The 20,053-nt window shown below is 34.1% G+C and carries 19 protein-coding genes; 8 read left to right on the plus strand and 11 right to left on the minus strand.

Going from position 1 to position 20,053, the window contains the following annotated elements; genetic code table 11:
• Positions 1-140 precede the first annotated feature (140 nt).
• From BLS90_RS03605 to BLS90_RS03620, 4 genes are all read left to right on the plus strand, one after another.
• On the plus strand, positions 141-956 hold the full coding sequence (locus BLS90_RS03605) for an energy transducer TonB (protein ID WP_091255321.1): 816 nt from the start codon (positions 141-143) through the stop codon (positions 954-956).
• Positions 957-1,235: 279 nt separating this feature from the next.
• Positions 1,236-2,105 (plus strand): lipoyl synthase, encoded by an 870-nt coding sequence (gene lipA, locus BLS90_RS03610; RefSeq protein WP_091255323.1) that lies wholly within the window; start codon positions 1,236-1,238, stop codon positions 2,103-2,105.
• A 64-nt stretch (positions 2,106-2,169) separates the two neighbouring features.
• Positions 2,170-3,177, plus strand: coding sequence for a type I glyceraldehyde-3-phosphate dehydrogenase (gap, locus tag BLS90_RS03615; RefSeq protein ID WP_091255324.1), 1,008 nt, complete (start codon positions 2,170-2,172; stop codon positions 3,175-3,177).
• Between the two features lie 15 nt (positions 3,178-3,192).
• On the plus strand, positions 3,193-5,358 hold the full coding sequence (locus BLS90_RS03620; RefSeq protein ID WP_091255326.1) for a tetratricopeptide repeat-containing hybrid sensor histidine kinase/response regulator: 2,166 nt from the start codon (positions 3,193-3,195) through the stop codon (positions 5,356-5,358).
• A 2-nt stretch (positions 5,359-5,360) separates the two neighbouring features.
• Here the strand turns inward: BLS90_RS03620 and BLS90_RS03625 are convergent, their stop codons facing one another.
• Both BLS90_RS03625 and lpxK read right to left on the minus strand, forming a co-directional pair.
• On the minus strand, positions 5,361-6,173 hold the full coding sequence (locus tag BLS90_RS03625; protein ID WP_091255328.1) for a purine-nucleoside phosphorylase: 813 nt from the start codon (positions 6,171-6,173) through the stop codon (positions 5,361-5,363).
• Positions 6,145-7,170, minus strand: a complete 1,026-nt coding sequence (gene lpxK, locus BLS90_RS03630; RefSeq protein ID WP_091255329.1) for a tetraacyldisaccharide 4'-kinase — start codon at positions 7,168-7,170, stop codon at positions 6,145-6,147. The genes BLS90_RS03625 and lpxK overlap by 29 nt, the downstream gene beginning before the upstream one ends.
• Before the next feature lie 110 nt (positions 7,171-7,280).
• Between lpxK and BLS90_RS03635 the strand changes: the two genes are divergently transcribed.
• The 4 genes from BLS90_RS03635 to rluF all read left to right on the plus strand — a co-directional run bounded on the left by BLS90_RS03635 (position 7,281) and on the right by rluF (position 11,065).
• Positions 7,281-8,375: a Nif3-like dinuclear metal center hexameric protein gene (locus BLS90_RS03635; protein WP_091255331.1), complete on the plus strand. Its 1,095-nt coding sequence runs from the start codon at positions 7,281-7,283 to the stop codon at positions 8,373-8,375.
• Positions 8,376-8,378: 3 nt separating this feature from the next.
• Positions 8,379-9,158, plus strand: a complete 780-nt coding sequence (locus BLS90_RS03640) for a zinc ribbon domain-containing protein (RefSeq protein WP_091255333.1) — start codon at positions 8,379-8,381, stop codon at positions 9,156-9,158.
• A 39-nt stretch (positions 9,159-9,197) separates the two neighbouring features.
• Complete coding sequence (locus BLS90_RS03645; protein WP_091255335.1) at positions 9,198-10,046, plus strand: alpha/beta fold hydrolase; 849 nt, start codon at positions 9,198-9,200, stop codon at positions 10,044-10,046.
• A 206-nt stretch (positions 10,047-10,252) separates the two neighbouring features.
• The gene (gene rluF, locus BLS90_RS03650; protein WP_091255336.1) at positions 10,253-11,065 is read left to right on the plus strand and encodes a 23S rRNA pseudouridine(2604) synthase RluF; all 813 of its coding nucleotides are present in this window, start codon (positions 10,253-10,255) and stop codon (positions 11,063-11,065) included.
• Positions 11,066-11,105: 40 nt separating this feature from the next.
• Here rluF and BLS90_RS03655 read toward each other — a convergent pair whose 3' ends face one another.
• The 9 genes from BLS90_RS03655 to argS all read right to left on the minus strand — a co-directional run bounded on the left by BLS90_RS03655 (position 11,106) and on the right by argS (position 19,964).
• Positions 11,106-12,491, minus strand: a complete 1,386-nt coding sequence (locus BLS90_RS03655) for a DUF4153 domain-containing protein (RefSeq protein ID WP_091255338.1) — start codon at positions 12,489-12,491, stop codon at positions 11,106-11,108.
• A gap of 54 nt (positions 12,492-12,545) precedes the next feature.
• On the minus strand, positions 12,546-12,839 hold the full coding sequence (locus BLS90_RS03660; RefSeq protein ID WP_091255340.1) for a winged helix-turn-helix domain-containing protein: 294 nt from the start codon (positions 12,837-12,839) through the stop codon (positions 12,546-12,548).
• A 2-nt stretch (positions 12,840-12,841) separates the two neighbouring features.
• Positions 12,842-13,456, minus strand: a complete 615-nt coding sequence (locus BLS90_RS03665) for a hypothetical protein (protein WP_091255342.1) — start codon at positions 13,454-13,456, stop codon at positions 12,842-12,844.
• Between the two features lie 147 nt (positions 13,457-13,603).
• A complete protein-coding gene (locus BLS90_RS17220) occupies positions 13,604-13,735 on the minus strand; it encodes a hypothetical protein (protein ID WP_262488560.1) in 132 nt (43 codons plus the stop codon).
• A gap of 85 nt (positions 13,736-13,820) precedes the next feature.
• Positions 13,821-14,747, minus strand: coding sequence for a magnesium transporter CorA family protein (locus BLS90_RS03670; RefSeq protein ID WP_091255344.1), 927 nt, complete (start codon positions 14,745-14,747; stop codon positions 13,821-13,823).
• 225 nt (positions 14,748-14,972) lie between these two features.
• Positions 14,973-15,854 carry a bifunctional 5,10-methylenetetrahydrofolate dehydrogenase/5,10-methenyltetrahydrofolate cyclohydrolase gene (locus BLS90_RS03675; RefSeq protein WP_091255346.1) on the minus strand — a complete coding sequence of 294 codons (882 nt, stop codon included), beginning with the start codon at positions 15,852-15,854 and terminating at the stop codon, positions 14,973-14,975.
• Positions 15,855-15,930: 76 nt separating this feature from the next.
• Positions 15,931-17,280: a signal recognition particle protein gene (gene ffh, locus BLS90_RS03680; protein WP_091255348.1), complete on the minus strand. Its 1,350-nt coding sequence runs from the start codon at positions 17,278-17,280 to the stop codon at positions 15,931-15,933.
• Between the two features lie 125 nt (positions 17,281-17,405).
• Complete coding sequence (locus BLS90_RS03685) at positions 17,406-18,122, minus strand: hypothetical protein (protein ID WP_245705038.1); 717 nt, start codon at positions 18,120-18,122, stop codon at positions 17,406-17,408.
• Between the two features lie 63 nt (positions 18,123-18,185).
• Positions 18,186-19,964 carry an arginine--tRNA ligase gene (argS, locus tag BLS90_RS03690; protein ID WP_091255350.1) on the minus strand — a complete coding sequence of 593 codons (1,779 nt, stop codon included), beginning with the start codon at positions 19,962-19,964 and terminating at the stop codon, positions 18,186-18,188.
• Positions 19,965-20,053 lie beyond the last annotated feature (89 nt).

A 20,053-nucleotide genomic window follows, 5' to 3' on the forward strand; every position in this document is an offset into this window, starting at 1 on the left:
TGTTAAATAAATAAACATAAACTCAATTTAATGAAAAATAAACACTAAATTTATATACTACAATTCCTATTTTGCACGTTATCATTAAAAAAACCTTTTGCTTATGATTTAATTATACTTAACCACTAAATCCAAACATTATGTCAAAATTAAGCATTTACGAAACCGGCTGGATTAATCTTGTTTTCCAAGACAGAAACAAAGAATACGGAGCGTATCAGTTGCGTCAAGAAAGTACAAAAACGGCATTGACCTCCCTTTTTATGGGTGTTCTATTTTTATTTAGTGCTTTAAGCATTCCCATAATTATTACTTATTTTAATCCCAATCGAACACCCCCAATTGACATTCCTGATTTTACCAACACTATAGTGCAACTTACTGACATAATTCCAAACCAGCTTGAACCAAAAAAGGCATTACCAGAGATAAAAACTAAAAATGTTGCGGCACCAATTAAAAGCGCCCAACTGGTTAATCCGGTAATCGTTCAAGCTTCACAAGCCAATCAAGAAATTGCAAAAAACACCGACAATACTACCATAATAAATACAACTTCAGAAGGAACAGGTACTATTGGAGTAAATCCCGTTTCTCCTTCTGGAGCTGAAACAACAACAGCCATAGATACAGGGAATGCGATCATTAACAGCGTTTCGCTAGATAAACTTCCTGAATTTCCTGGGGGAATTAATAAGTTTTATACGTATGTAGGTAATAATTTTGAAAAAAAAGAAATAGAAGGCACTGGATCGATTCGGGTTTATGTTTCTTTTGTAATCGAAAGAGATGGCAGCATGAGTGACATTCAAGTCAAAAGAGATCCGGGTTATGGACTAGGAAAAGAAGCCGTTCGCGTATTGAAATCATTGCGAACAAAGTGGTCACCTGGCATGATTGACGGTAAAGCGGTGCGAACTGCTTACAACCTTCCCATTACAGTGCAGATGAATTAAAAAACAGAAAAAGCTCCAATTTAGTTGGAGCTTTTTTCAACTATTTTTTTTATCTCTAAAAAAATTCCCTTACACTTACAAAAAATTCTCACATAGCCCTGATTGAGCTGATATCCTCGAAGCAGCGCGCAGAGATAAAGGCGAAAGCAGGACAACTATTTCTTAGGATTCCTAAAAATTCTGCTCCTAAGACTTCTGCTGTGATTCCTTCAAATAAACGGCTAAACCAATACTAAAATAAACTACATTCCTTATCTTTGCAGCTTCAAAATATGATATATGGAAACTGTTTTAGAAAATACTTTACCTGTAGGCAAACCAAAGTGGTTAAAGGTAAAACTCCCAATAGGCCAAAAATATACAGAGCTTCGCAGCTTGGTTGATAAATATAGTTTGAACACGATTTGCACTTCAGGAAGTTGCCCAAATATGGGTGAATGCTGGGGTGAAGGAACGGCTACATTTATGATTTTAGGAAATGTGTGTACCCGCTCTTGTGGCTTTTGCGGAGTAAAAACCGGAAGACCCGAAACCGTAGACTGGGATGAACCAGAAAAAGTAGCCCGTTCTATAAAAATTATGAATATTAAACACGCTGTGGTTACGAGCGTTGACAGAGATGATTTGAAAGATGGTGGTTCTATTATTTGGATTGAAACCGTGAAAGCTATCCGCAGAATGAACCCAAACACAACTTTAGAAACCTTAATTCCGGATTTTCAAGGTATCGAAAGAAATATTGACCGCATTGTAGAAGCCAATCCAGAGGTAGTTTCACACAATGTAGAAACGGTTCGCAGACTGACTCGCGAAGTCCGTATCCAAGCAAAATATGACCGAAGTCTGGAAGTACTGCGTTACCTGAAAGAAAAAGGGATCAAAAGAACTAAATCTGGCATTATGCTGGGACTTGGAGAACAAGAAGAGGAAGTGTATCAAACCATGAGAGATTTACGTGCAGTACACGTTGATATCGTTACAATAGGACAATATTTGCAACCCAGTAAAAAACACTTGCCGGTAAAAGAATTCATAACTCCAGAGCAATTCGCAAAATACGAACAATTTGGTTTGGAATTAGGTTTCCGACATGTCGAAAGCGGACCTTTAGTTCGTTCTTCTTATAAAGCTCAAAAACATATTCTATAAATAACCTCTTGGTTTATTTGTTTAATCGGTTAATCAAATAAGCTTTGCCTATAAAATAAAGATCTTGAAAATAAGAATTGCCATAAATGGTTTTGGAAGAATTGGAAGAAATTTATTCCGCTTGCTTTTAAACCATCCATCCATAGAAGTAGTTGCCATCAATGATATTGCTGATAAAAAAACAATGGCACATCTAGTAAAATACGACAGTATACACGGTGTTTTACCATTTGCAGTTAGCACTGATGATAAAGGGATTTTGCTAGACGGACAACATTATTTGTTTTTTCACGAAAAAAAGATTTGTAACCTCGATTGGAAAAGCTTAAACATTGATTATGTAATTGAATCTACCGGGAAATACAAAACTTTTGAAGAACTGAATTCCCATATTATAGCTGGTGCTAAAAAAGTAATACTCTCCGCACCTTCAGAAGTGGATACTATAAAAACAGTCGTTTTAGGTGTAAATGATTCTATTCTTGACGGTTCTGAAACCATTATATCCAATGCCAGTTGCACGACCAATAATGCAGCTCCCATGATTAAGGTTATCAATGAACTTTGCGGCATAGAACAAGCGTATATTACCACAATACACTCCTATACAACAGACCAAAGCTTGCATGACCAACCTCACAAGGACTTGCGGCGAGCCCGAGGCGCTAGCCAATCTATTGTTCCTACCACAACTGGAGCAGCGAAAGCATTGACAAAAATATTTCCTGAGTTTGAAGGTAAGATTGGTGGCTGCGGTATTAGAGTGCCGGTTCCAGATGGTTCTTTAACCGACATCACGTTTAACGTGAAACGCGCTGTGACAATTGAAGAAATAAACGCGGCCTTTAATAAAGCCGCAAAAACTACTTTAAAAGGCATTTTAGATTACACCGAAGATCCTATTGTGTCTGTAGATGTAATTGGCAATAAAAATTCATGTATATTTGATGCTCAGCTAACTTCAGTTATCGACAAAATGGTTAAAGTAGTGGGATGGTATGATAATGAGATTGGGTATTCCTCTCGAATAATTGATTTAATACTTTTGACAAGCATAAAAAATAACCAATAAAAAAATCGGTAACAAATGAAATTGTTTTTCGTTTATGTACTCTTTTTAAATACACTGCTGTATTCTCAACCTAGTGAGGATACAGATAGCACCTCTTATTATAATAGTTTGAGTTATTCTCATGTTCAAAACAACAATTATAAAGAGGCATTGTCAAATACCCAAAAAGCAATACAGTACGCTAAAAAAAACAACAACATTAAAGATCAGGCAGTTGAAAACTACAACCTAGGAAAATTATATTACGACTTAAGAAAATATAACGATGCAATTGAATATTTTCTAAAAAGCAGTTCGCTTATCTCTATGCAAGAACCTGCAGTTATCCAAGCTGATACTTACTACAACCTTGGTTTATGCTATATGGCAAAAGAAAATTTCGATAGCGCTTCTATATACTTTCAGAAATCTAAATCTATACATACGGCACTAAAAATCCCCGATGCTGCTGAATTGTTTCAACTTCAAAAAGGATTAATTTACAAAGGTAAAAAGAAATTAGATCTCGCTTTAACGGTTTTCAAGACGATAATTGCAATTCCTACTACTCCTGCTTTATCAGATACCAAAACAGAAGCCTTGTACCAAACCGGTAGTATTGAAGCACTAAAAAACAGAAATAATTTAGCTTTAAGCTATCTTGATAAAGCGCTTGAATTAAATGCTAAATCGGAGAATCTTGAACAGAAATCTAACATATTGCTTGCCTTAAGTAATGTTCATGAAAAAATGTTAGATAAAAACAATGCCTACTCGTATTTAAAACAACATCTCAATCTGAAAGAGCGCCTTGCCATTATCGATAACGAAAGACTGGGAATAGAGGCTTATACAAAATTCAAGGAATCAGAACGGTTAAAAGAAATTGTTCAAACCAATAATGATACTAAAGAACAGGAAAAAGCTAGCAAGTTCTCTAAACTCATTAGTATTCTTGCTATTGCGTTGATCTCTATTTTATCCTTATTAAGTTTGTCATTGTACAAAAATAACATCATCCGAAATCAGTCCAATTTGCTGTTAAAGGAGAAAAATAAAGAATTAGAAATTGCAAAAGACAAAGCCGAAAAGGCGTCAAAAGCGAGATCTGAATTTCTATCGACCGTAAGTCACGAACTTCGTACCCCCTTGAATGCTATTAATGGAATCACCCATTTACTATTAGAAGAAAATCCCAAAAAAACACAAATGGACTATTTGTCTTCGCTAAAATTCTCAGGCGATTACTTGACCAAATTTATAAATGAGATTTTAGAAATCAATAAAATAGAGTCCCACAGTATTGAAATTGAACACACTAACTTCAACCTAAAACAACTTCTAGTTGGAATTCAAAACTCATTAAAAGAATTAGCTTTAGTAAATAACAACAATTTCAGTTTAAATGTCGATGCTGCGATTCCTGACTATTTAATAGGTGATCCAACAAAATTGTCACAAATTATATTAAATTTAATTAATAACGCCCTGAAATTTACTAAAAATGGTGACGTTACAGTAACCGCAAATCTACATGTTTTAGAGGACACAACGGCAACATTATATTTTGAAATAAGAGATACTGGAATTGGGATTCCTGAAGACAAACTGACCAGCGTGTTTGATAGTTTCTCACAAGGTTCGATTGAAGTCAATCGAAAATACGGCGGAACAGGCTTAGGATTGACCATTGTAAAGAAATTAATTAAAATCCTAGGTGGACGAATAGAATTAAAAAGCATCGTTGGCCAAGGCTCATCCTTTTCATTTAAATTAGCCTTTAAAATAAGTGAACTTCCTGTAGAATTTAAAACAACCAAAAAAATTGATTACGATTCTAAATTAGTAAACAAAAAAATATTATTGGTTGAGGATAATAGAATCAATCAAATGATCACAAAAAAGATGCTTCATAATAAGCGAATCATCTGTGAAGTAATAGATAACGGCGAAGATGCAATAGATTTAGTTCGCAAAAATAAATTTGATTTGGTACTGATGGACGTTCATTTACCCGGGATTAACGGAACAATCGCCACAGAATTGATTCGGACTTTTGATGCTGCCACACCTATTATCGCGCTTACCGCGATCTCGCTTCATGAAAACCGCGACATGTTATTATCATTTGGTATGAACGATGTTATTACTAAACCGTTCATACCAGAAGAATTTTATAGCGTGATTGCTGAATATATTTAGATTTAATAATTCAGAATTAATTCCTTAATAAGGCTTCTCACTTTTGGCTCTGCTTCTTTTGCTGCTTCCAGAACTTCATCATGAGAGATCGTACCAATACTTTCTGCGTTACCCATATCAGTAATTACTGAAATACCAAAAGTTTCCAAATCCATGTGACGTGCCACAATTACTTCTGGAACTGTTGACATTCCAACGCAGTCTGCACCCAAAATTTTTACCATTTTATACTCTGCCAAGGTTTCAAAAGTGGGTCCTTGCAAGCCTAAATAAATTCCTTCATGAACGGTAATGTTTAGTCCTATGGCTAATTCCGTTACTTTGGCAATCATTTTTCGCGAATATGGTTCGCTCATATTTACAAATCGAGGCCCAAAACGTTCGTCATTTTTTCCACGCAAAGGATGTTCTGGTGTCATATTGATATGATCCGTAATCATAACAATAGAACCTACTTTATAACTTGGATTTACACCACCTGATGCATTTGAAACTACTAGTTTAGTAACCCCTAAAAACTTCATCACTCGTACTGGAAAAGTAACTTCCGTCATCGTATACCCTTCATAAAAATGAAAACGTCCCTGCATAGCAACAACTTTCTTGTTACCTATTGTTCCAAAAACTAATGCACCTTTGTGACCTTGCACTGTAGACACCGGAAAATTTGGGATTTCATTATACGGCAACGTAAATTCTACTTTCATTTCATCCGTAAAACTCCCTAATCCTGAACCTAAAATCACGCCATATTCTGGTGTGAAATCAATTTTTTCTTCAATATAACTAACTGTTTCTTGTACTTGTTCCCACATAATCTATAATTGTTTTATCAAAATATTCACTTCCCGAAACGAAAGAACTTTGTATAGGCAAATAAAAAAGTTGTTCGTTTGGCACACTTCCCCTTAACCGCACAAAATCTTTTTCGGTAGTGATAATAATGTTGTTTTGAGCTAAATTTTTAATTTCTAAAATGTCTTTATCGGTAAAATTATGATGGTCTGGAAAAGACAAACAAACATCATTTGGGTTTTGTAAATAGGAAAAAAATGGTTCCGGTTTTGCTATTCCTGCCACCAATACTTTAGCAAAATATTGAATTTCATCAACTTTTATCTTTCGGTTTTCACCATAAATAAAATCATCATAAGCTATAAATGTAAAGTATAATTCTTGATTCTTCGAAAGATTTAATCTCTTTTTAATGTCATCCTGTTCTTCAAGTGAAAGATTGAAAGGACATTTGGTGACTACAATAATATTTGCTCTTGCTGCACCGCTCCGGCTTTCGCGTAAATTTCCGGTTGGCAAAATAAAATCATCCGAATACAAATCGCCATACGAAGTGAGTAAAATGTAAAATCCCGCTTTTACTTTTCGATGTTGAAAAGCGTCATCAAGCAAGATAATTTCTGGTTTTTCTGTTTGCGAAAGCAATTGTTCTATCCCGTTTTTTCTGTCTGCATCAACTGCTACTTGTATCGATGGGAATTTTTGGAAAAACTGGAATGGTTCATCACCAATAGTTGCGGCATTTGCATTGGCTTCCGCCAAAATAAAACCTTTGGATTTTCTTTTATACCCTCTACTTAATGTGGCGATTTTATATTTATCAGAAAGCAACCGAATCAAATATTCAATTTGGGGGGTTTTACCCGTTCCGCCAACGCTAAGATTCCCGACAGCAATAACAGGCAAATCAAAAGAGTACGATTTTAAAATATATTTATCGAAAAGAAAATTCCGAATACTTGTTATCAAACCATATAATATGGCAAATGGAAACAGTAATTTTCGAAGTAAATTCATTTTACGAAAGTAGAATAAATTATCTTTGATTTAAAATTTTGTTTCTTTTGTTTACTGTTTAAAGTTAATCAAACCTTAAACTTTAAATCTTAGGCTAAAACCAAATAATCATGAAAATAAAAGAAATTATTACCGTCCTCGAAGAAATGGCACCACTGGCCTATGCCGAAGATTTTGACAATGTAGGATTATTGGTTGGTGACCAAGAAGCAGAAGCAACAGGAGTTTTAGTTTGTCATGATGCTTTAGAAAATATAATTGACGAAGCGATTGTAAAAAATTGCAATCTACTGGTTTGTTTTCATCCAATATTATTTTCCGGTTTGAAAAAAATTACTGGAAAAAACTACGTGGAACGAGCCATCATTAAAGCTATAAAAAATGATATTGCCATTTACGCCGTTCATACCGCACTAGACAATCATCAAGAAGGCGTGAATAAAATATTCAGTGATGCATTAGGGCTAGTAAATACTAAAATCCTGATTCCAAAACAAAAATTCATTCGGAAATTAGTGACTTTTACCATTCCTGAAAATGCCGAAGAAGTGCGAAATGCGTTATTTGATGCTGGTGCAGGAAATATTGGCAACTATGAAAACTGCAGTTTTAATTCGAAAGGAATTGGAACCTACATGGGAAATGAGCAAAGCAATCCGCAGGTTGGCGAGCGATTTGAGTTTGTGCAAGGGGACGAAATCAAAATCGAAGTCACTTTCGAAAAACATTTGGAAAACAAAATCCTGAAAGCATTATTCAAAAGCCACGCGTATGAGGAAGTAGCGCATGAGATTTATGAGTTACAAAATCAGCATCAGAATATTGGTTTGGGAATGATTGGCGAATTGAAAAGTCCCATGAGTGAAAAAGATTTTCTGCTTTTTGCTAAAGAAAAAATGCAATGTGGCGGAATTCGGCATTCCAACTTTATTGGAAAGGAAATTAAAAAAGTAGCCGTTCTTGGTGGAGCCGGAAGTTTTGCAATAAAAAATGCTATTCAAGCTGGAGCTGATGCTTATTTGACGGCCGATTTGAAATACCATCAGTTTTATGAAGCCGAAAATAAACTTTTATTGGCCGATATTGGACATTTTGAGAGCGAACGCTATACAAAAAATTATATTGTAGAGTATCTTCGAAAAAAAATCCTTAATTTTGCAGTTATTTTATCAGAAGAAAATTCAAATCCAGTTAAGTACTTATAGAATATGGCGAATACGAAAGAATTAAGTGTTGAGGACAAGTTAAGAGCAATTTACGATTTACAACTAATTGACTCTAGAATTGACGAAATCAGAAACGTAAGAGGTGAACTTCCTTTAGAAGTAGATGATTTAGAAGATGAAGTGGCTGGTTTAAGCACACGTTCAGAAAAATTGAAAGGGGAACTTGAAGTTATTGAGGATCTTATCAAATCTAAAAAGAATGCAATTGATGAGCACAAAGAAGCTATCAAAAAATATACTAAGCAACAAGAAACTGTTCGTAACAACAGAGAATTTAATTCGCTGACAAAGGAGATTGAATTTCAAGAATTAGAAATTCAATTGTCTGAAAAGCAAATTAAAGAAATGAAAGCTTCTATCGAACACAAGAAAGAAGTAATTTCGAGCTCTAAAGAAAGATTAGAAGCAAAATCCAATCACTTAAAGCACAAAAAATCTGAGTTAGACGCTATCATGGCTGAAACTGCTAAAGAAGAAGCATTCTTGTCTGAGAAATCAGCTGAATTCCAAGCTTTAATTGAAGAAAGATTATTGAAAGCTTACACTAGAATTAGAACAAGTGTTCGCAATGGTTTAGCAGTAGTTTCTATTGAAAGAGGAGCGTCGGCAGGATCATTTTTCACTATTCCACCACAAACACAAGTAGAAATAGCTTCTAGAAAGAAAATCATTACTGATGAACATTCCGGAAGAATATTAGTTGACAGCACCTTAGCTGATGAAGAAAAAGAGAAAATGGAACAATTGTTTTCTAAATTCTAATTACATTTAAGTCCCGATACACATCGGGACTTTTTTTTTATGAAAAAATCACTTTATTTCCTGTTCACCAAATCTGTCGGTTTATACGTAAATTTGTTAAGCTACGTATTTCCTGATAAAGCAACTCAACTTGCCTATTCCCTTTTTAGCGAACCAAGAGAAGGCAGGCTTACAAAGGCAAATCTACCTAAAATACTAAAGGAAACAAAAACTGAAACTTTTCAGTATGACGGAAATGATATTCAAACGTATACGTGGAAAGGAAACGATACGGTTATACTGCTCGTACACGGCTGGGAAAGTAACGCCTCGCGTTGGAAAAAAATGTTACCCTATTTAAAAAAATCAGGAAGCACCATTATAGCAATCGATGCTCCTGCCCACGGTTTATCTAGTGGAAAGGAATTTAATATCCCCCAATATGCCAAATCTATTGATTTTATAGTTCAAAAATTCAAACCACTATACCTCATTGGTCATTCTTTAGGTGGAAAAACATGCCTGTACTACCAATCCGTTTATCAAAATAACAGCATTGAAAAAATGGTGATTTTAGGCTCTCCAAGTGATTTTAAAATTATTCTTAACAATTACATTACAATGTTGAGTTTAAATTCTAAAATTTCAAAAGGTCTAGAAGCACATTATCTAAACCATTTTAAGCTGAAACTTGAAAAATTCTCTGGTAAACAATTTGCATCAGAAATAAAAACAAAAGGTTTTATCGCACATGACACCGATGATAAAGTTGTTTTATTTGAAGAAGGAAAAAAAATTGCTAGCACATGGAAAGACTCGATTTTCATCGAAACTAACGGCTTAGGCCATAGCATGCATGATGAGCAATTGTACAAAAAAGTCATTCAATTTTTATTTGAAACTGACTAATACTTTATTCTACATTTTTTGAATAGTAATTTGTTATGTCACATTAGGATAAATTCATGAAAAGCTACTATTTTACTTTTTCAACTTTTACCAACCCAAAAATTCAACAACAATTTGATAGAGTGATGAGATTTCTATTTTGTCGAAATATGACAAAGATTATTTAAAACTCATATAACTATTTCCAAATTCATTACTTTTGCAATATGGAAGAAAATCTTAAACGCCTCAACAAATTTATAGGAGAAACAGGATATTGCTCTCGCCGCGAGGCAGATAAAATCATTGAAGAAGGTCGCGTGACCATCAATGGAGTAGTCCCAGAATTAGGTACAAAAGTATCTCCAAATGATGAAGTGCGAATTGACGGGAAATTAATTCGAGAGAAAAGAGAGAAATCTATTTATTTAGCTTTTAATAAACCTGTTGGAATTGAATGCACAACCAACTTAGAAGTTCGTGGCAATATTGTAGATTATATTAATTATCCAACACGTATTTTCCCCATTGGCCGTTTAGACAAAGCATCAGAGGGGTTAATTTTCATGACCAATGATGGCGATATTGTCAACAAAATTCTTCGTGCTCGAAACAACCACGAAAAAGAATACACCGTAACAGTCAACAAATTGATTACAGATCGTTTTATTGAAAAAATGAGTAATGGTGTTCCAATTTTAGACACGGTTACCCGAAAATGTAAGGTGGAAAAAATAAGCTCTACGACATTTAAAATCATTCTAACACAAGGATTAAACCGACAAATTCGTAGAATGACTGAATACTTAGGGTATGACGTTACTGCCCTGAAACGTATCCGAATTATAAATATTTCACTGGATGTTCCCGTAGGACGTTACCGTGATTTGACCGACGCAGAAATCAAAGAGCTGAATGAATTGATTGAACCATCCAGTAAAACAGAAGAAGCCAGCCTGCCAAAAACGGAAGCGCCAAAAAGAAGAACCGAATTCATCAAAAGAGATGATCCCAGATTTAAAGGACGAGGAGATTATTAAAAAATACAGATCCCATTCAAAAATGAATGGGATTTTGCTTTTATTTACTCGGTAAAAATTCATAATACAAAGCTTTTGATAAAAAGGACCTTGATTGCATACGACTAATTTCCTTCTCTCTTGAAATTTCAAGGTATTGACCCTCTAGTTTATTTTGTAAAAAATAGTCTCTACGCACTTCATCATTAAAGTTTAGTCCGGATAGAAAGGTAGGCTCTACTCCTCTGTTTACCGAAATATTATAATTGGTAATCAGATTTCCCCAGTTGACAAAACTGCACAGTAAGGTTGTTCCGTAGAAATACCAAATCATTTGATTGAAAAGAAAAGCATTTGTTTTTTGCTTGATGATTTTTATAAAAGAAATCACCAATCCGATTATAGCTAGAATCAAGAAAGCATAAACACCTAACCTTTTATAAGTCAATCCGAAAAACGAAACATATTCTGAGTTTTTAATAAAAGTGCTAAGGATTAAAATTGCATTTAGCAGAATCCAAATCTTAGCTAATTTTTTAAGGTTTTTAGCTTTTTCATCAAAATTAAACCCTCCTTTAAAATAGAATAAAAGAACACCAACCGCCATTATAATTGAAAAAATAACGGCAGTTACTCTTTCATGTGTATCAGAACTTAATTTAGATTTTTTGACCACTTCAAAAAACTGTTCGTAATTATAAGTTGCAATGAAAACCAAAAGAAGAATATTTAAAAGAAACAACGTAATCTCGCCACTTCTTCTTTCAAAATCAATATCCAAAAAAGAAAATGAATTTTGATTTTGCGTTTTGGCTCCTTCCTTAAAATCATTGTCCAGTAAATCATTCTTTTCATAACAAATCTCAGGAATCCAATAATTCCAGAAAGTGAATGAAATGAAAAATCCTAAAGCGGTCAGTACAAAAGCTTGCCACGCATCGATATCTAAATAATAACCCGTGAATAAAGACGAAAAATGATCGCTTCCAAAAGAATATACGATTAAAAATAATCCAAAAAATAGGACTGGAATAACAAAATAAGCAATCAGTTTTTTAGCAAAACCGCTATTGACTCTTTGCTTAGGAAGATATTGACTAAACATCAATATGCGACCTAACGAAGCGATTCCGTTGATCAACACCAAAGGAAGAGCCTGTAACAATTTAAGTTTTGGTTCCTGAGTTTTGAATTGTAAAAAGATTATCGACAAAGCCATAGCAAAAAATGAAGAAAAATCTCCGTACCATGCAAATGCAAAGCATGACAGAACCGATGTAACTATTAAAATCAAATGCAACCTACTGGTAAATTTCTCTTGAAAGAAATAACATATTAAGGCGGTTTGCACCATCCCGAAAATGGCCCAATTGAGACCCAAATCTTCCTTGTAAAAAAGCAGTGTGAAAACCAAACTGCTGACTAAAATAAAATCAAGTTTTTTCATAATTAACAATTTAAAAGTACTTTGCTTTTCAAAGTATAAAGTTAAAAAAAAGGGTTATTTCGATTTGATCAATTTTTCCAGACTATTAAAGTGTGAAATAAAAGCAGTTCTGCCAATATTGGTAACTCGATACGACGTTTTTGGTTTTTTACCAACAAATTCTTTTTTAACTTCTATGTATCCAGATTTTTCTAACGCCGAAGAATGACTTGCTAAATTTCCATCAGTGATATTCAATAAAGATTTCATTTCAGTAAAATCAATCCAATCGTTTACCATCAGAACAGACATAATGCCTAATCTGACCCGACTTTCGAAATCTTTATTTAATTTATCTATGATTCCCATTTCTATTTGTATTTTTTGAACACAATTATTCCGTACAGAATATGTAAAATTCCAAATCCAACTGCCCAAAAAACAAGACCAAAACCAAGATAAAAAAGGGAAATACATCCTAGAATAATTTCACAAGCGCCTAAATATCTAATATCAGAAAAAGTATATTTCCCGGCATTAATAAGTGCTAAACCATAAAACAATAAAGTAACAGGAGCAATCAGAGCGAATAACTGGTGGTATAAGAGTGCCATGCAAAACACGCCTCCAACCAGCAGAGGAATCGCTAGATTCAGTAACATTTTTTTAGTAGTATTGGTCCAAACCGGCAAATCAAACTTTTTACTTTTTCTCAAAGTAAAGAATATACCTGATCCTAATGCTAAGACTAAAATTCCGCAAGCAACGAAAACTAATTCGATTATTAAATCATAGCTATACACCTTTTGCTTACCATTAAAATATTCAATACCACTATTTTTAAATAATTGATACGCATAAATTGATCCTGCTAATGCGAATAACCCCGCAAATACTCCTGAAAGACCACTTAACGAAATAAATCTGGAAGAGCGCTCCATCATGGAACGAATATGCGATAAATCTTCTTGGATTTTTTGACTCATATATAAAGTACTTTGAAGTACAAAGTTATTTATTATTTTTAGATTTCAAAACAGAAATGGAATTATTTTTAATAATTATTTATTAAAAATAATTCCATTTCTGTTTAAAAGAAAAGATGAGCGTAAAAAATTTCGATTGCTCTGAATCTATTTTGAGCCTGCTTCCCAACCTCTTTGAATCTCACCAATAGTAGAGTCCCAATCATAGATTGTTTCTATGATAAAAAGTGTAGTAAATCCTAAAAAAAATATTTTTATGTCTCTGTTTGAAATTTTCATTTTTATAGTATTTAATTATTTGCTTAAGTATATAAAATTAATTGAATCAAAAACCGAAAAAAGTAAGATTTTTATTAATTTAAAATTAAAACCATCTTTTTCTTTTAAACAAAAACACTCCAAAAGCAGATAACAAAACTGATACGGAAATAACAATCCATATTCCATAGCGATTATCTTCTAAATCATTAGGAACATTCATTCCATACAAACTGGCAATCAATGTTGGAATCATCAGAATAATCGAAATCGAAGTCATCTGCTTCATAATCGTATTCATATTGTTAGAAATCACAGAAGCATACGCATCCATAGTTCCTGTTAAGATGTCACTGTAAATATTAGTGGTTTCTTGTGCCTGACGCAGTTCAATCTCAACATCTTCCAGTAAATCCAAATCAAAATGTCCCCTTTGTGACTTTATATTCTTGATCCGGTGCAACAAAATATCGTTCCCTTTCAAGGAAGTCATAAAGAATACCAAACATTTTTCCATTTGAAGTAACGCCTGCAACTCTTCATTTTTAATTGACTTTTCTAAATTGTCTTCGGCTAATTTTATTTTTTGGTTGACTTGTTTTAAGTATTTCAAAAACCAAACACTGGAGGAAAGCAATAACTTCAGCACTAAATCGAAGTTGTCTTTAATGTTGATATTCTTGCGTGTAGTATAGGTTACAAAATCCGTAAGCATTTCCGTTTTATGAAAACTGATGGTGATGCAAACTTCTCCTTTAAAAACAACTCCAACAGGAATCGTATGAAAAGGCAACTTCACATCGTTACTCTTAACAGGAATTCGCATAATGATCAAAGTCCAACCATTTTCTATTTCTATCCTTGGTCTTTCGTCAATATCTTCGATGTCATTATAAAATGCCTCGGGAATTTGTAACTCTTCGAGTAAATATTTCTTTTCTGCTTTGGTAGGGCATTCAATATTTATCCAGCAGTTTGGAATCCATTCCGTAATGGCAATTAATCCGTTATTGTTTTTGTAAAAAGCTCTCATTTCAAAATTCTATAGGTTTATGTATAGCCTCTTGAAAATAAGTCAAGTGCTACATTAGTTCAACATTTCCGAATAATAATCATCCATTTTAACGGTTTTTTTAAGTGATGCAAAAGTATTATTTAAATTCCGTTTTTGTATCAACCATCCAAAATTTAAACGTTTATTAAGACAAAAAAAGCCTTAAACATACATCTAAGGCTTTCAATCAAAACTATTTTGTCTTTATTTATTTCTTTTCATTTCTCTTGCCAAAAGCGTATTTTTCAGCAACATCGCGATGGTCATAGGTCCTACTCCACCCGGAACCGGAGTAATAAACGATGATTTTTTACTTACATTCTCAAAATCAACATCACCAGTTATAACATATCCTTTTGGGTTCGTTTCATCTGGAACACGAGTAATACCTACGTCGATAACCACAACACCCTCTTTTACCATATTTGCTTTCAGGTAATTTGGAACACCCAAAGCCGTAATAATGATATCCGCTTGAATGGTAATTTCCTCAATGTTTTTTGTGTAACTGTGCGTCAAAGTAACTGTTGAATTTCCAGGAAAACCCTTTCTACCCATCAAAATACTCATGGGTCTTCCCACAATATGGCTACGACCAATCACAACGGTATGCTTCCCTTTAGTTTCTACACCGTATCTTTCTAACAATTCTAAAATTCCAAAAGGTGTCGCTGGAATAAAAGTAGTCATGTCCAACGCCATTTTTCCAAAATTCTCAGGATGAAATCCATCGACATCTTTGCTTGGATCAACCGCCATCAATACTTTTTGCTCATCAATTTGTTCCGGAAGCGGCAATTGAACGATAAATCCATCAATGGCATCATTCTCATTCAATTCCTTAATTTTCTTTAGCAATTCAACTTCAGTAGTAGTACTTGGCATTTTTACTAAAGTAGATTCAAAACCTACTCTTTCACAAGCCTTTACTTTGCTTCCTACATAGGTTAAACTTGCTCCATCATTTCCAACAATCAGAGCTGCTAAATGAGGTACTTTCTCCCCATTGTCTTTCATTTTTTGTACTTCTACAGCAATTTCACTTTTAATATCTTCCGCTGTTTTTTTTCCGTCTAGTAGTTGCATTGTTATTTGGTTTAATATATTAAAGCAAAAGTCTCAAAATCATTACGACTTTAAGACTTTCTACTTTTGACTCATTTTATCTCATTCCTGGCATTCCGCCTTTCATTCCGCCCATCATTTTCATTAGGTTTTTCCCCCCTGGTCCTTGCATCATTTTCATCATCTTGCTCATTTGGTCAAACTGCTTCATCAATTGGTTGACCTGCTCGATTTTGGTCCCCGAACCTTTAGCTATTCTGGCTTTTCTTTTGACATCAATTAAAGCCGGCTTGCTTCTTTCAATTGGCGTCATCGAGTGAATAATGGCTTCAATATGTTTAAAAGCATCGTCTTCAATTTCCACATCTTTCATGGCTTTTGAAGCACCTGGTATCATTCCGACCAAGTCTTTCATATTACCCATTTTCTTTACTTGCTGAATTTGTGAAAGAAAATCATCAAAACCGAATTCGTTCTTGGCAATTTTCTTTTGGATTTTTCTAGCTTCTTCTTCGTCAAATTGTTCTTGCGCTCTTTCTACCAAAGACACAACGTCTCCCATTCCCAAAATTCTTTCAGCCATACGAATGGGATAGAACACATCAATTGCGTCCATCTTTTCGCCTGTACCTACAAATTTAATTGGTTTATTAACAACCGATTTAATCGAAATCGCAGCTCCACCGCGTGTATCTCCATCTAACTTAGTTAAGATAACCCCGTCAAAATTTAATCTTTCGTTAAAGGTTTTTGCTGTATTTACAGCATCTTGACCTGTCATTGCATCCACAACAAATAATGTTTCTTGAGGCTGTATGGCTTTGTGAACGCGTTCAATTTCATCCATCATTTCCGCATCAACTGCTAAACGACCGGCTGTATCGACAATTACAACATTAAACCCATTTGCTTTCGCATGTTTGATCGCATTTTGAGCAATCTCAACAGGATTTTTATTTTCTGGTTCAGAATATACCTCAACCCCTATCGAATCCCCAACTACATACAATTGTTGAATTGCTGCAGGTCGATAGATATCACAAGCTACCAATAATGGTTTTTTATTCTTTTTCGTAAGAAGATAATTTGCTAATTTTCCAGAGAAAGTAGTTTTACCCGAACCTTGCAAACCTGCCATCAAAATAACCGTTGGGTTTCCAGAAAGATTGATTCCAGCAACTTCGCCTCCCATTAATTCAGTAAGCTCGTCTTTGACTAACTTCACTAACAATTGTCCCGGCTGAAGTGTTGTCAATACATCCTGCCCAATTGCTTTTTCTTTCACTTTGGTAGTAAAATCTTTCGCAATTTTAAAATTAACATCGGCGTCAAGCAAAGCACGACGTACTTCTTTCAGCGTTTCTGCTACATTTACCTCAGTAATTTTTCCGTGACCTTTAAGTATATGAAAGGCTTTATCTAGTTTATCGCTTAAATTATCGAACATAGTATTGGTTTATTTTGAAATGCAAATTTAGGCATTTGATTTTGAAGTTTAAATAGTATTATAAATAAAAAGAGGCTGTCTTCTTAAGATAGCCTCTTTTATTATAAAATCAATCAAATTGACGATTAATCTCTATCATCTAAATCTGTTTCCTGTTCTAGTAAATTTTTTATAAAGTCCCCAATATCGTTGTGATTATCATCAGTACCAGTACTAATTTCGATAACTCCGTCTCCATCGGTATCTAACAATAGGCCTTGGTTTGCCAAAGTTGTTAGTTTATTCATTAAAGCATCTAACTGTATTTTAATGTTTAAAGAAATATCATTACTATTTATTGTAAAATCTTTGTTTTGGTCTTCAAAATCCAATTCAAGTTCGGCATCCTCATCGCTCCAGATCATAAATGGTTTCCCATTTATGGTTCCTTTTATCAAATAAGTCTTGCCATTCATTTCACCAACTAAAGTTGACTTTTCGAAATTAAATTCGATTTCCTCATATTGCGCATTCGGAACATTTACTGAAGTAATAAAAGGACTTAACGTTGAATTTGGATCAAGCAAGTCCAGTAAAAAAGGCCCTTCAAGTTTTACGTCATCATATATGGGATTCATACTGTACATCGCATCTTCTAAGTCGGTTTCAAATTCGATATTCCCAATATTAATCTTAAAATCAGTCAAAACTACTGTAGAGGCAGCCGTACGCGCAGTTAAAGAAGTCTTACCTGTTGTGGACACAGCAGAGGCTTTCAAAGTAACACTCCCTTCTGAAGCGGAATCATTTGTACAAGAACTTATGACAAGTACAAGTAAAGCTAAAATTGGAATTTTTTTCATAGTGGCATTTTTAAATTATTGTATTATTGTTAATTAATTATTAACGCAAAAAATACGCCATTATTACATTCTTTCTGGAACACTAATTCCTAGTAGTCTAAAAGAAGATGCAATCGTATCGGCTACTTTTTTAGAGAGTTGAACTCTGAAAATTTTCTTTTCTAGATCCTCTTCTCCTAAAATAGGAACCGCTTGATAAAATGAATTGTATTCGCGAACTAAATCGTAAGTAAAATTTGCAAGCAAAGCAGGACTGTGATGTTGTGCTGCACTTTGAATTACTTCAGGAAACAGCTCTAATTGCTTAACTAATTCTTTTTCTTTTTCATGAAGTGTTTCTATTTTTGACATATTTGAAAAATCAAAATTAGCTTTACGAATAATCGATTGTATTCTGGCATACGTATATTGAATAAACGGTCCAGTATTTCCAGCAAAATCAACGGATTCCTCTGGATTAAAAAGAATTCGCTTTTTGGGATCCACTTTTAAAATGTAATATTTCAAAGCACCTAAACCAATTGTACGGTATAACTTTTCCTTTTCTTCAGCAGAATAGGCCTCTAGTTTCCCTAAGTCTTCAGCAATTTTTTGAGCTGTATCCGTCATTTCTTGCATCAAATCATCGGCGTCAACAACTGTTCCTTCGCGGCTTTTCATTTTCCCCGAAGGTAAATCTACCATTCCATAGGACAAGTGATATAAATTTTTAGACCAATCAAAACCTAATTTTTTCAAGATCAGAAACAGTACTTTAAAGTGATAATCCTGCTCGTTACCAACGGTGTAGACCATTCCACCAACATCTGGATAATCTTTCACACGTTGTATGGCGGTCCCAATATCTTGTGTCATGTATACTGCAGTACCGTCGGATCGCAATACAATTTTTCGATCTAAACCTTCGTCTGTTAAATCAATCCAAACGGAACCGTCAGGATCTTTTTCAAAAACACCTCTGTCTAAACCAATTTGAACGACATCTTTTCCTAACAAATAAGTATTGCTTTCATAATAAAACGCATCAAAATCAACACCAAGATTTTTATAGGTTTTAGCAAAACCATCATAAACCCATTGATTCATGGTTTTCCAAAGTGTGATTACTTGTTCATCTCCTGCTTCCCATTTTAACAACATTTCCTGCGCTTCCAAAATGATTGGCGCTTGTTTTTTGCCTTCTTCCTCTGTTTTGCCGGCGTTCATAAATTGCGCTATTTCTTCTTTGTACGCTTTATCAAAAGCAACGTAATAGTTTCCAACTAGTTTATCTCCTTTTACACCGGTTGACTCCGGAGTTTGTCCGTTTCCAAATTTTTGCCAAGCCAGCATCGATTTGCAAATATGGATTCCTCTATCATTAATGATTTGAGTTTTATATACTTTTTTGCCGGAAGCCTTGATAATTTCAGCGACCGAATACCCTAAAAGATTATTACGTACGTGACCTAAGTGCAAGGGTTTGTTGGTATTTGGCGACGAATACTCTACCATAACCCCAGTGTCATCTTGACTAGGAGCAACGAAACCAAATTTAACATCATCTTTTATTTCTCCAAAGAAATCCAAATAATATTCATCTGAAATAACAATATTCAAAAATCCGGAAACCACATTAAACCGACTTACCTCAGCTACATTTTCAACTAAATAGTTCCCTATTTTATTTCCCAATTCAACTGGATTACTTTTCACCACTTTCAATAATGGAAAAATAACCATCGTGATATCGCCTTCAAATTCCTTGCGTGTAGTTTGAAATTCAACTTTATCAATAGTAACGTCAAATAAAGCTTTTACAGCTTTTTCAATAGAGGGCGTAAGAATCTGTTGTAATGTCATGGTGTAAATTTAAAAATGCAAAGATAATTCTAATTCCTTAATATGCTTATAAAAGTTTTTCAATTACATCTTAAAAACACTAATGAAGG

Origin of the sequence: Flavobacterium omnivorum (genome assembly GCF_900099915.1) — a bacterium.
Lineage (GTDB): Bacteria > Bacteroidota > Bacteroidia > Flavobacteriales > Flavobacteriaceae > Flavobacterium > Flavobacterium omnivorum.

Coding starts and splice junctions, on each gene's coding strand:
- BLS90_RS03605 (WP_091255321.1), top strand. CDS start 141: ATGTCAAAATTAAGCATTTACGAAACCGGCTGGATTAATCTTGTTTTC.
- lipA (WP_091255323.1), top strand. CDS start 1,236: ATGGAAACTGTTTTAGAAAATACTTTACCTGTAGGCAAACCAAAGTGG.
- BLS90_RS03620 (WP_091255326.1), top strand. CDS start 3,193: ATGAAATTGTTTTTCGTTTATGTACTCTTTTTAAATACACTGCTGTAT.
- BLS90_RS03625 (WP_091255328.1), bottom strand. CDS start 6,173: ATGTGGGAACAAGTACAAGAAACAGTTAGTTATATTGAAGAAAAAATT.
- lpxK (WP_091255329.1), bottom strand. CDS start 7,170: ATGAATTTACTTCGAAAATTACTGTTTCCATTTGCCATATTATATGGT.
- BLS90_RS03635 (WP_091255331.1), top strand. CDS start 7,281: ATGAAAATAAAAGAAATTATTACCGTCCTCGAAGAAATGGCACCACTG.
- BLS90_RS03640 (WP_091255333.1), top strand. CDS start 8,379: ATGGCGAATACGAAAGAATTAAGTGTTGAGGACAAGTTAAGAGCAATT.
- BLS90_RS03645 (WP_091255335.1), top strand. CDS start 9,198: ATGAAAAAATCACTTTATTTCCTGTTCACCAAATCTGTCGGTTTATAC.
- rluF (WP_091255336.1), top strand. CDS start 10,253: ATGGAAGAAAATCTTAAACGCCTCAACAAATTTATAGGAGAAACAGGA.
- BLS90_RS03655 (WP_091255338.1), bottom strand. CDS start 12,491: ATGAAAAAACTTGATTTTATTTTAGTCAGCAGTTTGGTTTTCACACTG.
- BLS90_RS03660 (WP_091255340.1), bottom strand. CDS start 12,839: ATGGGAATCATAGATAAATTAAATAAAGATTTCGAAAGTCGGGTCAGA.
- BLS90_RS03665 (WP_091255342.1), bottom strand. CDS start 13,456: ATGAGTCAAAAAATCCAAGAAGATTTATCGCATATTCGTTCCATGATG.
- BLS90_RS17220 (WP_262488560.1), bottom strand. CDS start 13,735: ATGAAAATTTCAAACAGAGACATAAAAATATTTTTTTTAGGATTTACT.
- BLS90_RS03670 (WP_091255344.1), bottom strand. CDS start 14,747: ATGAGAGCTTTTTACAAAAACAATAACGGATTAATTGCCATTACGGAA.
- BLS90_RS03675 (WP_091255346.1), bottom strand. CDS start 15,854: ATGCAACTACTAGACGGAAAAAAAACAGCGGAAGATATTAAAAGTGAA.
- ffh (WP_091255348.1), bottom strand. CDS start 17,280: ATGTTCGATAATTTAAGCGATAAACTAGATAAAGCCTTTCATATACTT.
- BLS90_RS03685 (WP_245705038.1), bottom strand. CDS start 18,122: ATGAAAAAAATTCCAATTTTAGCTTTACTTGTACTTGTCATAAGTTCT.
- argS (WP_091255350.1), bottom strand. CDS start 19,964: ATGACATTACAACAGATTCTTACGCCCTCTATTGAAAAAGCTGTAAAA.